Origin of the sequence: Mesorhizobium sp. BR1-1-15, assembly GCF_020165475.1 — a bacterium.
Classification (GTDB): Bacteria; Pseudomonadota; Alphaproteobacteria; order Rhizobiales; family Rhizobiaceae; genus Mesorhizobium.
In genome coordinates, this window is sequence record NZ_JAIUIF010000010.1 from 163,795 (window position 1) to 178,003 (window position 14,209).

The 14,209-nt window shown below is 63.0% G+C and carries 14 protein-coding genes and 1 pseudogene; 8 read left to right on the top strand and 7 right to left on the bottom strand.

Features of this window, described 5'->3' with window-relative positions; all coding sequences use genetic code 11:
- From LB541_RS18730 to LB541_RS18745, 4 genes are read right to left on the bottom strand one after another with little or no spacing between them, the layout of a single operon-like run.
- A complete protein-coding gene (locus LB541_RS18730) occupies positions 1 to 474 on the bottom strand; it encodes a hypothetical protein (RefSeq protein ID WP_140500419.1) in 474 nt (157 codons plus the stop codon).
- Between the two features lie 51 nt (positions 475 to 525).
- A complete protein-coding gene (locus LB541_RS18735) occupies positions 526 to 960 on the bottom strand; it encodes a cupin domain-containing protein (RefSeq protein ID WP_140522601.1) in 435 nt (144 codons plus the stop codon).
- A 2-nt stretch (positions 961 to 962) separates the two neighbouring features.
- On the bottom strand, positions 963 to 1,832 hold the full coding sequence (locus LB541_RS18740) for a phosphoenolpyruvate hydrolase family protein (protein ID WP_140500416.1): 870 nt from the start codon (positions 1,830 to 1,832) through the stop codon (positions 963 to 965).
- A 10-nt stretch (positions 1,833 to 1,842) separates the two neighbouring features.
- A complete protein-coding gene (locus LB541_RS18745; RefSeq protein ID WP_224619281.1) occupies positions 1,843 to 3,039 on the bottom strand; it encodes a Tm-1-like ATP-binding domain-containing protein in 1,197 nt (398 codons plus the stop codon).
- Positions 3,040 to 3,160: 121 nt separating this feature from the next.
- On the opposite strand from LB541_RS18745, the gene LB541_RS18750 reads away from it, so the two are divergent.
- The 7 genes from LB541_RS18750 to LB541_RS18780 all read left to right on the top strand — a co-directional run bounded on the left by LB541_RS18750 (position 3,161) and on the right by LB541_RS18780 (position 9,869).
- Positions 3,161 to 3,844, top strand: a complete 684-nt coding sequence (locus tag LB541_RS18750) for a TetR/AcrR family transcriptional regulator (RefSeq protein WP_224619284.1) — start codon at positions 3,161 to 3,163, stop codon at positions 3,842 to 3,844.
- Positions 3,845 to 4,201: 357 nt separating this feature from the next.
- Positions 4,202 to 5,518 carry an ABC transporter substrate-binding protein gene (locus LB541_RS18755; protein ID WP_140500410.1) on the top strand — a complete coding sequence of 439 codons (1,317 nt, stop codon included), beginning with the start codon at positions 4,202 to 4,204 and terminating at the stop codon, positions 5,516 to 5,518.
- 69 nt (positions 5,519 to 5,587) lie between these two features.
- Positions 5,588 to 6,493, top strand: a complete 906-nt coding sequence (locus tag LB541_RS18760) for a carbohydrate ABC transporter permease (protein ID WP_140500408.1) — start codon at positions 5,588 to 5,590, stop codon at positions 6,491 to 6,493.
- A gap of 1 nt (position 6,494) precedes the next feature.
- Entirely contained in the window at positions 6,495 to 7,454 is a 960-nt protein-coding gene (locus tag LB541_RS18765; protein ID WP_140500406.1) for a carbohydrate ABC transporter permease, read from the top strand.
- The gene (locus LB541_RS18770) at positions 7,451 to 7,684 is read left to right on the top strand and encodes a hypothetical protein (protein ID WP_140513808.1); all 234 of its coding nucleotides are present in this window, start codon (positions 7,451 to 7,453) and stop codon (positions 7,682 to 7,684) included. The genes LB541_RS18765 and LB541_RS18770 overlap by 4 nt, the downstream gene beginning before the upstream one ends.
- Entirely contained in the window at positions 7,681 to 8,784 is a 1,104-nt protein-coding gene (locus LB541_RS18775; protein WP_140500402.1) for an ABC transporter ATP-binding protein, read from the top strand. Before LB541_RS18770 ends, LB541_RS18775 begins: the two co-directional genes overlap by 4 nt.
- Positions 8,784 to 9,869: an ABC transporter ATP-binding protein gene (locus LB541_RS18780; protein ID WP_140513807.1), complete on the top strand. Its 1,086-nt coding sequence runs from the start codon at positions 8,784 to 8,786 to the stop codon at positions 9,867 to 9,869. The genes LB541_RS18775 and LB541_RS18780 overlap by 1 nt, the downstream gene beginning before the upstream one ends.
- A 327-nt stretch (positions 9,870 to 10,196) precedes the next feature.
- Here LB541_RS18780 and LB541_RS18785 read toward each other — a convergent pair whose 3' ends face one another.
- From LB541_RS18785 to LB541_RS18795, 3 genes and pseudogenes are all read right to left on the bottom strand, one after another.
- Positions 10,197 to 10,628 carry a DUF4437 domain-containing protein gene (locus LB541_RS18785; RefSeq protein ID WP_224619286.1) on the bottom strand — a complete coding sequence of 144 codons (432 nt, stop codon included), beginning with the start codon at positions 10,626 to 10,628 and terminating at the stop codon, positions 10,197 to 10,199.
- A gap of 146 nt (positions 10,629 to 10,774) precedes the next feature.
- Positions 10,775 to 11,702 (bottom strand): annotated as a pseudogene (locus LB541_RS18790) (AraC family transcriptional regulator).
- 106 nt (positions 11,703 to 11,808) lie between these two features.
- Positions 11,809 to 12,795, bottom strand: a complete 987-nt coding sequence (locus LB541_RS18795; protein ID WP_140500395.1) for an AraC family transcriptional regulator — start codon at positions 12,793 to 12,795, stop codon at positions 11,809 to 11,811.
- A 91-nt stretch (positions 12,796 to 12,886) separates the two neighbouring features.
- On the opposite strand from LB541_RS18795, the gene LB541_RS18800 reads away from it, so the two are divergent.
- Entirely contained in the window at positions 12,887 to 14,101 is a 1,215-nt protein-coding gene (locus tag LB541_RS18800; RefSeq protein ID WP_140664932.1) for an MFS transporter, read from the top strand.
- Positions 14,102 to 14,209: the final 108 nt, after the last annotated feature.

The window sequence follows — 14,209 nt, forward strand, 5'->3', positions numbered from 1 at the left end:
CTAAACCATTCCAGTGCAGACGACTTCCAATCTTCCGTCGATCGTCTGGGTGCAGCATATGGTAAGCCCCTCGGATGCGGAGACGACGGCGCAATCGGATGCAAACGTTGACGCCCACGGACTGCCGGACTTGGCGTTGCGATGGAACCAGGAGAGTTGGCTCTGAAGCCCGGCCATGATCATAAGCAGGGCATTGATGTCACGTTGATCCGGCGAGGGCGGTGTAAAAGCGATCTTGACCAGCGGATGCTTATGGTCTTTGCAGTTGACCGTCCGTACCTGCTCGACCGTCTGGATCAAGCTCAGCGGCACGGGTATCCAGGATTCGCAGGACAAATCGGTCGAAAAGAGAAGCGTTGACGGGTCGGCGTCGTTGGCCTTGACAATACCGCCAACCGTCATGGCCGGGTTGCCATCCGGCAGGCTGCCCGTTGCGAGCTTTTCCACGAATTCCTGGGGACTGAAACGCGTCATCGCTTCTCTCTCAAGGAGGCATGCTGGACGATAGCATATCGGAAGGGCGCCTCAAAGTCGCGAGGGAGGGGAGTTCCCGGCCGGCAGCAACCTGAAATCCGGCAGTTCGCGCAATCCCAGTTCCGGCCCTGCCGGCGAATAGACGACGAACAGCTGCATCGGCCCGTCGCCGGTGTTGAGCGTCGAGTGGAAGCGGCTCTCCGGCACGTAAATGGTGCAGCCGGGGCCGACCTTCTCGACCACCGGATTGCCTTGCTCGTCCTCGACCATCTGCTCGCCATGGCCCGAAATGACAAAGATGATTTCTTCCGCGCCCGGATGGTTATGACGGGTATGGCCCTTGCCGGAAGGCAGGTCGACGACGCCGCCGGAAAAGCGGGTCGCGCCGTTCACTTCCGGAGCGACCGTCAGCGACAATTTTCCCCAGTCGAATCCGAAGGCGCTGACATCCTTCGGGTAGACGAACACCTTGCTCTTGTCGGTCATTCTCATGATCCCTTCTTTTTCTTCGTGGTCGTCTTCAGGCCGCCAAGCGTAACGGCCTTGAAATCGGCGGTCTGCCGGGCGATCGCCGCTTCCGCCGGCAGCCGCTCCATCGAGCTCGCGCCATAAAAGCCGTGCAGGCCCTTGCAGCGTTCGAGGATGTAGCGGGCGTCGTCCGGCATCGAGATCGGTCCGCCATGGCAAAGCAGGATGACATCCTTGCGCACCGAACGGGCCGCTTCGGCGATCGCGTCGATGGCGACCACGCAATCGTCGAGCGACTTGGCAGAGGTGGCGCCGATCGAGCCCCCCGTCGTCACGCCCATATGAGCCACGACGATATCGGCGCCGGCCCTGGTCATGGCGCGCGCCTCGTCCGGGTTGAAGACATAGGGCGTGGTCAGAAGGTCGAGCTTGCGGGCTTCGGCGATCATGTCGACCTCGAGCCCAAAACCCATGCCGGTCTCCTCGAAGCTCTGTCGCATGCTGCCGTCGAACAGGCCGATGGTGGGGAAATTCTGCACCCCGGAAAAACCCATCGTCTTCAGTTCGGAGAGCAGCAGCGGCATGATGACGAACGGATCGGTGCCGTTGACACCAGCCAGCACCGGCGTCTTCCTGACCACCGGCAGCACCTCGTAGGCCATCTCCTTGACGATCTCATTGGCATTGCCATAGGCAAGCAGGCCGGCGGCCGAGCCGCGACCGGCCATGCGGTAGCGGCCGGAATTGTAGATGATGATGAGGTCGATGCCGCCGGCCTCCTCGGCCTTGGCCGACAGGCCGGTGCCAGCGCCGCCGCCGACGATCGGCACGCCCTTGTCGATCATCCCCCTGAATTTCTTCAGTATGTCCTTGCGCGGTATTGCCGGCATGTCTTGGATCTCACTGTCTGGCGATTTCGAGGAAAGCCGCGACCGCGGCCTTGGCGAATCGGGGATCATTGATGTGCAGCGGCAGGCGTGTCAGCCGGCGCGTCGCGTTCGGCTTAATCGTGCGCTCAATGGCTTCGAACAGGGCGGCATCGGCTTGCGGGTCGAAGAAGGCGCCGCCTTCGATGTCGAGCGCCGAGACGCCTTTCTCCGGGACAAGGAAATGCACGGGCCCCTTGCAGTGGGCGAGCCTTGTGCCGATCCACTCGCCGATCTTGCGGCATTCCTGCGCCGTCGTGCGCATCAGCGTGACGTTCGGGTTGTGCTCGTAGAACAGCCGCCCGCGATAATGGTCCGGAATGGTCGCAGGCGCCCAGAAATTGACCATGTCGAGCGCGCCAACCGAGCCGACATAAGGCAGGCCGGTGCGGGCAACGGCACCGAAACGATCCTCCGTCGCCGGCAGCACGCCGCCGAACAGGAGATCGCAGACCTCAGTGGTGGTGATGTCGATGGCGCCGGACAGCAGGCCGCTGTCGGCCAGTTTCTCCATGCTGCGGCCGCCGGTGCCGGTCGCGTGAAAGACCATGCAGTCATAGGTCGAACGGAGCTGATCCGCGATTGCCGTCACGCACGGCGTGGTGACGCCGAACATGGTGAGGCCGATCGACGGCTTCCCCTCGGGCGGCGGCGGCGGTCTGGCGGCCATGCCCGATATCGCCTGGGCCGCATTGTGCAGAACGACACGCGAGAGCTGGTTCAGCCCGGCCATGTCGGTCACCGACGGCATCATGACGATGTCCGAGATGTCGACATAGGGCGCGGTGTCGCCGGAAGCGAGCGTCGAGACCATGATCTTGGGCAGGCCGAGCGGCAGCGCGCGCATGCCTGCGCTAATGATCGACGTGCCGCCGCCGCCGCCGATGCCGATCATGGCGGCAATGTCGTTTCGCGATTGGACAAAGCGAGCGAAGGCAATGCCCATCGCGGCGACCGCGGTGCCGCGGTCATCGCCGGCGAGCACCGCGTCTCGCCCGCCGGGATGGTGGCCTGCCACATCCTCAGCGGCAATGTCGACCGGCACGCTCGCGCCGCGCGTTCCGACGTCGACCCGGCAGACAGCGGCACCCGTGGCGGCGATCGCGTCGGCCAGGAAGGCGAGTTCCTCACCCTTGGTGTCCGCGGTGCCCACCACATAAATGCGCTTCATCGATGCCTCCCTCTGCCGGTCCAAGTCACCCAGAGGCTCAGTGCTCTACAGAGCGTCAACCTAGCCATTCCGAAAACGAGGAGGTCATTGCAATTTTTTGAGACGCGCGTATCATATTGGTATGGATGTCTCACGTCAACACGCCGCAGCAAGCGACGACACCGCCGGGGGACCAGAGCGTGGACCGCGCGCGCGCACGAAACGGCTGATGCTGGAGACGGCGACGAAGCTGATGCAGGCAGGCGCAACACCTTCGGTCAGCGAGGTTGCCGAGGCGGCGCAGGTGTCCCGCGCCACCGCCTACCGGTATTTTCCGAGCCAGGCGGCACTGGTGCAGGCAGTGGTTAACGAGGGGCTCGGGCCGATCCTCACCTGGAAATCCACCTCTGCCGATGCCGAGCGCCGCGTCGCCGAGCTCTTCGATACGGCCATGCCGCGCATCGAGGCTTTCGAGGCCACATTCAAGGCGGCGTTGAAACTGTCGCTCGATCAGTGGGCGCGGCGCCAGGCCGGCACTTTGGGCAGCGAACCGACCTTCAAGCGCGGCCACCGCGTCGAGTTGCTTCAGGACGCGCTCGCTCCGCTCAAGGGCCGGCTGCCGCCGCGCGACCTTCAGCGGCTGGCGCAGGCGCTGTCGCTGATCTTCGGCGTCGAGGTGCTTATCGTGCTGAAGGACATCTGGGGACTGGACGGTCGCCGGATGATGTCTGTCGCCCAGTGGGCGGCGGTCGCCCTGGTGCGCGCGGCGATCGCGGAATCAGTCTCCGAAGCACAAGCGATCGAACCAACAAGGGTCACGAAATAGCAGGTATCTGGTTCTACCAGATTTGCATGCCGGCTGCTGATATTAACCGCAATGCTGAAGCATGAACAAGGCTGATGTCTATCAATGAGTAGGAAAATTTAGGAAAAACAGGCAGATAAGGCTGGAATTCGAGACTTCGAGCTGTCACCATTGCTCAAGAAAGGGCTTGACGAAGCTTCAAAATTGGTAATACCAGATCAAAGGAGAAAAGCGGATCGAAAGTGAGGGCTGCGATCCATTTCCGGACGGGCGAGGAGGCTCCAAACCGGAAGGCGCGACCAAGGGAGGAACTACCAGGGCCGGCCCCGTTTGCCGGCTCGCTTGATACGGTAGAATGCGCACAAGGGAGGAAACATCATGCGCAAGATAGTGACCAGCTTGCTTGCTGGTATCGGCTTGACACTTGCCTGCGGAACATCCGTCTACGCCCAGGACAAATCGCTCACCATCTTCTGGGCGGAATGGGATCCTGCCAACTACCTCCAGGAACTCGGCAACGAGTACGAGAAGGAAACCGGCGTCAAGATCACGGTGGAAACCACGCCCTGGGCCGACTTCCAGACCAAGGCCTTCACCGAGTTCAACGCTCATGGCGATGCCTACGACCTGGTCGTCGGCGACTCGCAGTGGCTCGGCGCCGGGTCGACCGGTGGCCACTATGTCGACCTCACCGACTTCTTCAACAAGCACAAGCTCGGCGAGGTGATGGCGCCGGCGACGGTGAAGTACTACGCCGAATATCCTGGCAACAGCGGCAAGTACTGGGCCATCCCGCTCGAAGGCGACGCCGTAGGCTGGTCCTATCGCAAGGATTGGTTCGAGGATCCCAAGGAGAAGGAAGCCTTCAAGGCCAAATACGGCTACGACCTCGACGTGCCGAAGGATTTCAAGGCGCTGCGCGACATCGCCGAATTCTTCCACCGGCCGGACCAGAAGAGATACGGCATCGCCATCTACACCGACAATTCCTATGACGCGATGGCGATGGGCTTCGAGAACGCGCTGTTCTCCTATGGCGGCGAACTGGGTGACTATTCGACCTACAAGGTCGACGGTTTCATCAACTCCGACAAGGCTGTCGCCGCGCTCGACGCCTATAAGGAGCTTTACAAGTTCACGCCTCCGGGCTGGGCCAAGTCGTTCTTCGTCGAGGACAACCAGGCGATCACCGAAAACCTGGCCGCGATGAGCATGAACTACTTCGCGTTCTTCCCCTCGCTGATCAACGAGGCGTCGAACCCGAACGCCAAGAACACCGGCTTCTTCGCCAATCCTCCCGGGCCGAACGGCGACCAGTTCGCCGCACTCGGTGGCCAGGGCATCTCCGTCGTCTCCTACTCGCAGAAGCAGGACGAGGCGATGAAGTTCCTCGAATGGTTCATCAAGGACGAGACCCAGAAGAAGTGGGCGGCACTCGGCGGCTACACCTGCAGCGCAGCCGTGCTCAAGTCGGAAGAGTTCCAGAATGCGACGCCCTACAACAAGGCCTTCTACGAGACCATGTTCAAGGTGAAGGATTTCTGGGCGGTGCCGGAATATGCCGAACTGCTCCAGCAGCTCAACCAGCGCGTCTATCCCTACATGATCGGCGGCGAAGGCACCGCCAAGGAAACGCTCGACGCACTGGCCGCCGACTGGAACGCGACCTTCAAGAAATACGGCCGCGGCCAATAATCGTTCATGTCCCACGGAGGGGGCGCTCATGCCTCCTCCGTTTCTTTTTCTTCAAGCGGGAGCAGGGTCTTGGCGACCACGATGATCACCACGCTGGACAGATCTTCACGCGCGGCCGCGCGTGGCCTTAGCGATATTTCGATCCGCAATCTTTTCATCATCCCGACGATCCTGTTCCTGATCGTCTTCAACATCTTTCCGCTGATCTATTCGCTCGGCTATTCCTTCACCGATTTCCGCGCCTCGACCAACGCGCCGGCGAATTTCGTCGGGTTGCAGAACTACCGCGACCTGCTCAGCGATCCTTATGTCTGGTCCAACTTCGCGATCACCGCCAAATACGTGATCATCTCGGTCGCCGGACAGTTGCTGGTCGGTTTCGGCGTGGCGATGCTGCTCAACCGCGATATTCCGCTGAAGGGGCTGCTGACGACCCTGCTGCTGCTGCCGATGATGCTGTCGATGGCCGTCGTCGGCCTGTTCTGGAAACTGCTCTACGATCCGTCATGGGGCGTCATCAACTATGCGCTTGGGCTTGGCAATTTCGAGTGGCTGGCCGACCCCAAGATGGCACTCTACGCGGTGGCGCTGACCGACATCTGGATGTGGTCGCCCTTCGTCATGCTGCTGTCGCTGGCCGGCCTCTCGGCGGTGCCGAAGCACCTCTACGAAGCCGCCGCTATCGACCGCGCCGGTCCGTTCTACACCTTCTTCCGCATCACCTTGCCGCTGGTCGCGCCGATCCTCATGATCGCCGTCATCTTCCGCACCATGGAAGCGTTCAAGACCTTCGATCTGGCCTACATCCTGACCACCCAGCCGACGGCTGAACTGATCTCGATCCGGCTCTACAAGATGGCGTTCCAGGAATGGCAGACCGGGCGCTCCTGCGCGCTCGCCTACATCGTGCTGATCATGGTGCTGGCCATCACCAACATCTACGTCAAATATCTCAACAAAGTGAAGGAGCGCTGAGATGGCCGCCGTCCGCACTTCTTCCGAGATCGCCCTCAACCGCGTCGCAATCGTCGCCGTGCTGGTGGCGACAGTGATCTTCCTGGCGCCGATCTACTGGATCGCCTCGACGGCGTTCAAGCCGCGCAATCTTGCCACCACCATCCCGCCGACGGTCGTGTTCCAGCCGGAGATATCGCCCTTCGTGAAGCTGTTCACCAAGCGCTCGCAATTGCGCAGCCCGCCTTCGCCGGAAGAATACGCGGCGGCGCCCTGGTGGGAACGCGTCGTCTTCGACGGCGGCGAAAAGATCGTGCGCGACGGCAAGGGCCAGGTGCAATGGTCGGGCTATCCGAACCGTTTCATGAATTCGCTGATCGTCGCGATCACTTCGACGGTGCTGGCGGTCGGCATGGGTACGTTCACCGCCTATGGCTTCTCGCGCTTCAGGGTCAAAGGCGAGGCGGACCTTTTGTTCTTCATCCTGTCGACCCGCATGCTGCCGCCCGTGGTGGTGGCGATCCCGATGTTCCTGATGTACCGGGCGGTCGGCCTCAACGATTCCCATATCGGGCTGATCATCCTCTACACCGCCTTCAACCTGTCCTTCTCGGTTTGGCTGATGAAGGGTTTTATGGACGAGATCCCGAAGGAGTACGAGGAAGCGGCGCTCGTCGACGGCTATACGCGCATGGAAGCCTTCTTCAAGATCGTGCTGCCCGAAGCCGCCACCGGCATCGCCGCGACGGCCGTGTTCTGCTTCATCACGGCATGGAACGAATATGCCTTCGCGCTGATCATGACCAATCGCCGCGCCCAGACCGCACCGCCGTTCATCCCGAGCCAGGTCGGCTCCGGGCTGCCGGACTGGACGGTGATCGCCGCCGGCACTTTCCTGTTCCTGCTTCCTGTCGCCATCTTCACCTTCCTGCTTCGTAATCACCTGTTGCGCGGCATGTCCTTCGGAGCGATCCGCAAATGAGCTTTCGCGCCATCAACCAGAAATATCTGGAACCAGGCAGCCAGGTGCTGATGGTGCTCGGCATCGTTGCGCTCTGCCAACCCTGGAACTTGCTGCTGCACAGCTATGGGCTGACCATCATCCTGATCGGCCTGATCGGCTTCAACATCACCTCCAAGATCGCACCGCAAGAGGAAGCCGGAACCGGCCAGTCAGGCGATCCGCAGCGAAATCCGGGAGCGCAGCATTGACCCAGATCGAGCTTCGCGGCGTCCAGAAGTTCTTCGGCGCCGTCCAGGTCATCAAGGACCTCAACCTCAAGATCGAAGACAACGAGTTCATCGTGCTGCTCGGCCAGTCGGGCTGCGGCAAGACGACGACGCTGCGCGCCATTGCCGGGCTGGAGACGATCGACGAGGGCGACATCCTCATCGACGGCAAGCCCATCCAGCATCTGAAGGCCGCCGATCGCGACATCGCCATGGTCTTCCAGTCGTTCTCGCTGTACCCGCATATGAGCGTCTACGAGAACATCGCCTTTCCCTTGCGCGCCACGCGAAAGAGCAAGAGCGAAATCGACCAGGAAGTTCGCTCGGTCGCCAAGACGCTGCAAATCACGGACCTGCTCGGCAAGAAACCGTCGGCGCTGTCGGGCGGCGACATGCAGCGCGTGGCGATCGGCCGGGCACTGGTGCGGCGGCCGAAAGCGATGCTGATGGACGAGCCGATCGGCGCGCTCGACGCCAAGCTGCGCGAGGAGATGCGGGCCGAGATCAAGCGGCTGCACATCAAGCAAGGCTCGACCACCATCTACGTCACCCATGACCAGATCGAGGCGATGAGCCTCGCCGATCGCATCGTCATCATGCATGAGGGGGTTCTCCAGCAGGTCGGCTCCCCCGACGAGGTCTATTCGCACCCGGCCAACCTCTTCGTCGCGCAATTCGTCGGCAGTCCGGTGATGAACGTGGCCGACGCGGCGGTGGCCGAAAAAGCCTCGTCGGCCTCGGTGACGGTGGGCGATGCGCCAACCGGTTTCGAATTCCCGCGCGCGCTCCTGTCGAAGCTGAACGGCCATGCGGGCGGCCGGCTGGCACTCGGCATCAGGCCGGAAGGCGTCCTCATCAGCCGTGAGGCGGCGGAGGGCTTCATGGCGGTCGAGACGCAGATCGTCGAGCCGCTCGGCTCGTTCGACATCGTCGACCTGAAAGTCGGCTCCAAGATGCTGCGCGCCCGCACCAAGAGCGGCTTCATTTCAGGTCCCGGCGAGAGGGTGTTCGCCAGGATCGATCCGACACAGGCGCATTTCTTCGACGCGGCGAGCGGCAAGTCGCTCGGAGTGAGACTCTGATGGCCCATATCCAGCTCAAGAATATCTCCAAGACGTTCGGCAATCACACGGCCCTGACCGGGCTCGACCTCGACATCGCCGATGGCGAGTTCTTCGTCCTGCTCGGCGAGACGGGCGCGGGCAAGACAACGACGCTGCGGCTGATCGCCGGACTGGAAAAACCGAGCGAGGGCCAAGTCTTCATCGACGGGATCGACGTTGCCGACTGGGGCGCCGCGGAGCGCGACGTGGCGCTGGTGCTACAGCAATATTCGCTCTACCCGCGCTATACGGTGCGCGAAAACCTCGAATTCCCGCTGAAGCCGAAGATCCGGCGGCTGCCCGACGCCGAAATCAAGGACCGCGTCGACCGCGCGGCGCGGACGCTCAGGATCGAGCATCTGCTCGACCGCAAGACCGACCGGCTGTCGGGCGGCGAGATGCAGCGCGTCTCGATCGGCCGGGCCATCGTGCGCAAGCCGCGCGTGTTCCTGATGGACGAGCCGCTGTCGGCGCTCGACGCCAAGCTGCGCGAGGCGCTGCGCACGGAACTGAAGAACCTGCAGATGCAGCTCGGCGCCACCTTCCTGTTCGTCACCCACGACCAGATCGAGGCGATGTCCATGGGCGACAAGGTGGGCGTGCTCAACCATGGCCGCATCGTCCAGACCGGCACGCCGCATGAGATCTACAACAATCCGCGCGACACCTATGTGGCGAGCTTCGTGGGCTCGCCGCCGATGAACCTCATCGACGGCAGGGTGGTCAACGATCGTGCGGTCATGGCGCCGCTGAATTTCGAATTGCCGCTTTCAGGGGGAGCCAAGGCGAGTGCGGCGACCGACGGTCGCCCGCTCGTCTTCGGCATCCGCCCCGAGGACGTCTATCTCGAGAGCGGTGCGCCGGTCGAGGCGCGCGTCCACGACGTCGAAAACCATGGCGTGGAAAAGATCCTGACGTTGCGCGTGGGCGAGACCACGCTGCGCGCCACGGTGCCGGCGCGGACCGATGTCGCGATCGAGCAGCCGGTGCGCTTTGCCTGGAATCCGGACAAGGTGGTGCTGTTCGACAAGGGCAGCGGCGTGAGTTTGCGGCACGCCGGATGAGGCGAATATCGCGAATGCGATGTTCCGGACAGCGCCCTAAACAAAAAGCCCGCCTTGCGGCAGGGCAAGGAATCCGGGTTAACGGGTCCCTCCGGAGCCTTCGTCGGTGCGCTGTTGATGAAGCATTGAACGGAAAAACCCGCCTGTGCGGCGGGTCCTTGGCGCAACTCAGCACCATAACCAAATATCTACCATAGTTGCCTTCACCCAGTCAAGAAAAAATTCCTATCATGGGAAACTGGCACAGCGGGACTGGCTGTGGTCAGGTCTTGTTAACCCGAGTTCTGAGCCTCCGAGCAATGCCGGCCGGACAGCCGTCCCGCACCTCTACTTCGGCAGGTAGGTCTCATAGGGCTCGGTGTTGATCAGCAGGATCACGCATTCCGTGTCCGAGAGGCAGGCGTCGTCATGCATCTCGTTGGCCTTCTGGGTCCAGTAGGATCCGGGAGGCAACTCGACCTTGCTCGCCTCGCCGCCTTCCATCCGCCAGTGCGCCCATAGACCCTGGATCACCACGGCGCGATAATCGGCGGTGTGCGCGTGAACAGGAGCGCGCCAGTTGCCCGGGACTTTCAGCAAGGTACCCGCGGGGCCCTTGGCCCTTTCTCCCCATAGCGGTCCGAGACGCTGCGGTTGGTCCGGCGCCTCAGAAACATAGGGAATCTTGCTGGCTGGCAGATAGCTGTCCTCAAGGGCGAAGGCACGGCCGGGGATAGTGAGCATTGCGGCCAGCGTCAGGATTTTTAAGTGATTTGGCATCGCTTCTCCTCTTCGGGCCGACTTGCCGCCAGCGCTCGTCTGTTGGATGACAAGCTATTGCAAATGGCCAAGCCGGGAATGGCATTCTGTCCGGAACACTTGGCAATTCATCCAGGCCGGAAATCGCCACTGCAAACAGCGTTGATTTAGCCTTTTCCCGAGGCGCCGCCCGCGGCGCGCAAATGGCTGGGCGCGCTGCCGACGATGCGCTTGAAGGCCCGGCTGAACGACGCTTCCGAATCGTAGCCCAATCTGGCGGCGATCACCGACACCCGCATCCCTTCTTCCTCGAGCCACCGCCTTGCCTGATGCATGCGCGCCCATCTCGCGGGCCAGCGCTTCGACGGTCCAGTTCCTGTCAGGCTGCCGATGAATGGCGACCAGCACGCGGCCGATGTCCCGATCCTTGATCGCCGCGATCCAACCCGTGATGTCACCGGCGCTGTTCTCCACCCAGGAGCGGATGATGGCTGCGGCCAATACATCGGCCAGCCGCGCCAGCATCATGCCGGAGCCGGCCCGGTTCCTCGTCGCCTCGTCGGCCATGGCTTCCAGCAAATGCGGGATGCCTGGCTCGCCGGCCATCAGCTCCTTCGCGCGCAGCATATCCGGCATCATGGCCAGCAGTGGATGCGAGCCATCGTGGTTGAAGTGCATGCTGCCGCAGAACAGCAGCGTTTTTGCACCATGGCCGCCGTTCGAGACGGCGTAGACATTGTCCTGCAGGGGCTCGACGCTGTAGACATTGTCCTGCAGGGGCTCGACGCCGTAGCTTTCGAGCGGTTCGGCTTGCACACCGGGTGCGCTGGCGAGGATATGCTCGGCGCCCCGCGGCAACAGCAATACATCGCCGGCTTTCAATTCCATCCATTCGCCTGGTGGCGAAAGCAGCCAGCATCCGGCACGGCCGATGAAGTGAAACCGCGCCGCCTTCTGCACCGGAAAGAGCACGGCCCAAGGCGCGCCCAGTTCGCAGCGGCCATAGTCGACGCCCTCGAGGCGCAGCGCGCGCAACATCTCGGTCAACGCACCCCCCGGGGCCGGCACAGTGTCGTTGGGCGAGGTCAAGTCCATGCCGATTCCTACAGCAGTTCAGCGTCCCACGGAAACGCTGAACTGCTGTATCTCTTCGGGCAATTCCGGACGGAATTGCTCCAGCCTGGAGTCACGGCCTGGCGCTTCAGCCGGCCTGGCGGATCTCAGCATGTTCCTCGGCACGCAGGTGGCTGGGAGCCGAGCCGATGACGCGCTTGAAGGCCCGGCTGAAGGCGGCGTCCGACTCATAACCCAGGCGTGTGGCGACGACGGAAATCTTCTGGCGATCGCGCACCAGCCATTGTCGGGCCTGGTGCATGCGCACCTGGGTGACGTACCTGGCCGGCGTCTCGCCGACAATGGTGGCAAAACGCTCGGCAAAGCCCGATCGCGAGGCGCCCATCATCCTGGCGAGCGCCTCGACGGTCCAGTCACGGTCCGGCTCGAGATGGATGGCGGCCAGAACGCGCCCGATGTCCGGGTCCCTGACCGCCGCGATCCAACCGCTGGAATCGCCGCAGCCGCGCTCGACCCATGAGCGGATCACGGTGGCGGCAAGGACGTCGGCGAGCCGCGCCAGAATGCCGCCGGAGCCGACGCGCTCCATCGTCACTTCACGCGCCATCGAGTCCAGGAGATGCGGAATACCCGGCTCATAAGCTTCGAGTTCATGCGCGCGCATGACATCAGGCATCATGCCGAGCAGGGGATGCAGGCCATCGATGTTGAAGTACATGCTGCCGAAAAACAGCAGCGTGCCCGGACAGCGACCATCGGGGCACATGGCTTCATTGGACATGCAATAGACGTTCTTGCAGACTTCTTCGGCCGCGTAGCCCTGGATCGGCCAAGCCTTGGTGCCCGGTTCGCTTGCCAGCACATGCGCTGCGCCACGCGGCAGCAGTGCCGCGTCGCCCGCCTTGAGCTCGACCCACTCGCCCGAGGGCTGCATCAGCCAGCAGCCCTTGCGGCCGATGAAGTGGAATCGCGCCGCTGCCTGGGCCGGAAACTGGATGCCCCAAGGCTCCCGCATTTCGCAACGGGCGTAGTCGACACCGTCGAGACGCAGCCCGCGCAATATGTCTGTCAGCGGATCGCCAGTGGTCGGAATTTTGGACGAACGGTCAAACATAATGGTGTTTCTAGCATGGAAACTCCAGGCCGTCACTCCCTATGTTGCAGTGCAGCCAAATGTTGCGCTGCAACTTCATCGGAGACTGACCATGGCCGAACCCGCGACGGGCGTCGTCGACGCCGCCCTATTGAACACTGTCGATCAGGAGGAACGAACAGAGCCGGCATGGGGCGCCGTCGTCTCGCTGGCGCTTGGTGTTTTCGGTCTCGTTACGGCGGAATTCCTGCCCGCCAGCCTGTTGACGCCGATGGCGAGCGATCTCGGCGTCAGCGAAGGCGTTGCGGGACAGGCGGTCACCGCGACCGCGATCGTCGGCGCCATTGCCGCTCCGACAATGGCGATCATAACACGGCGCATGGACCGCCGGCTGGTGATGTGGATGCTGACGGCATTCCTCATCGCCTCGAACCTTTTGGCCGCCTTTGCCTCGTCGCTGTCCATGCTTCTGCTTGCCCGCGTCGTGCTCGGCGTTGCGCTGGGCGGCTTCTGGGCGATGTCGGCGGCCATGGCGTTGCGGCTGGTGCCGATGCGGCTGATGCCGCGCGCCATGTCGATCATCCTGACCGGCGTTTCGCTGGCCACCGTCACCGCCGCCCCTGTCGGCGCCTATGTCGGCGATATCTGGGGCTGGCGCACGGCTTTCATGATCGCCACGGTCGTCGCCGCGCTGGCGTTGCTGGTGCAGGTGGCCACCATTCCGAAGCTGCCGCCGATGGGCGTGGCAAGTTTCCGCACTTTGCTCGAGGTGCTGGAGCGCCCGTCGATCAGGGTGGCGCTGCTGGTCGTGCTGCTGGTCGCTTCGGGGCACTTTGCCGGCTTCACCTATGTGCGCCCCTTCCTCGAGAAGATCCCGATGCTCGGCATCGAGACAATCTCGCTGGTGCTCCTGGCCTATGGCATAGGCGGCTTCTTCGGCAATATCGCCGGCGGCATCCTGGCCGAACGCAATCTCAAGGCCGCCGTCGCGCTGGCACCCCTGCTGATCGCAGTGGCCGCCGCCTCGATGCTGGTCTTCGGCGCCTCGCCGGCGATCGCCGCCGCCGCCGTGGCGGCCTGGGGCTTTGCCTTCGGCGCGGTGCCGGTCGGGCTGCAGACATGGCTGGTGCGGGCCGCGCCCGATCAAGCCGAGAGCGCCGGCGGCCTGATGGTCTCCACCTTCCAGGTGGCGATTGCGCTCGGCGCCGTCTTTGGCGGCCTGCTGGTCGATCATGCCGGCGTCGCCAGTGCCTTCGCCTATTGCGGCGTGGCGACTTTGCTGGCGGCAGTCGTGGTGTTTCTGCTCGGCCCAAAACGCGCCGAGTAGGCTCTCCCGACAAGCATCCCTGACTTGCGCAACGGCCCGAGAACCATCATGGTTCTCGGGCCGTTGCCTTTGCGATGGCGGCGTCGCTGACAGGCAGACGCGGCAGGC

Coding starts and splice junctions, on each gene's coding strand:
- LB541_RS18755 (WP_140500410.1), top strand. CDS start 4,202: ATGCGCAAGATAGTGACCAGCTTGCTTGCTGGTATCGGCTTGACACTT.
- LB541_RS18785 (WP_224619286.1), bottom strand. CDS start 10,628: ATGCCAAATCACTTAAAAATCCTGACGCTGGCCGCAATGCTCACTATC.
- LB541_RS18780 (WP_140513807.1), top strand. CDS start 8,784: ATGGCCCATATCCAGCTCAAGAATATCTCCAAGACGTTCGGCAATCAC.
- LB541_RS18740 (WP_140500416.1), bottom strand. CDS start 1,832: ATGCCGGCAATACCGCGCAAGGACATACTGAAGAAATTCAGGGGGATG.
- LB541_RS18750 (WP_224619284.1), top strand. CDS start 3,161: ATGGATGTCTCACGTCAACACGCCGCAGCAAGCGACGACACCGCCGGG.
- LB541_RS18730 (WP_140500419.1), bottom strand. CDS start 474: ATGACGCGTTTCAGTCCCCAGGAATTCGTGGAAAAGCTCGCAACGGGC.
- LB541_RS18765 (WP_140500406.1), top strand. CDS start 6,495: ATGGCCGCCGTCCGCACTTCTTCCGAGATCGCCCTCAACCGCGTCGCA.
- LB541_RS18745 (WP_224619281.1), bottom strand. CDS start 3,039: ATGAAGCGCATTTATGTGGTGGGCACCGCGGACACCAAGGGTGAGGAA.
- LB541_RS18800 (WP_140664932.1), top strand. CDS start 12,887: ATGGCCGAACCCGCGACGGGCGTCGTCGACGCCGCCCTATTGAACACT.
- LB541_RS18770 (WP_140513808.1), top strand. CDS start 7,451: ATGAGCTTTCGCGCCATCAACCAGAAATATCTGGAACCAGGCAGCCAG.
- LB541_RS18795 (WP_140500395.1), bottom strand. CDS start 12,795: ATGTTTGACCGTTCGTCCAAAATTCCGACCACTGGCGATCCGCTGACA.
- LB541_RS18735 (WP_140522601.1), bottom strand. CDS start 960: ATGACCGACAAGAGCAAGGTGTTCGTCTACCCGAAGGATGTCAGCGCC.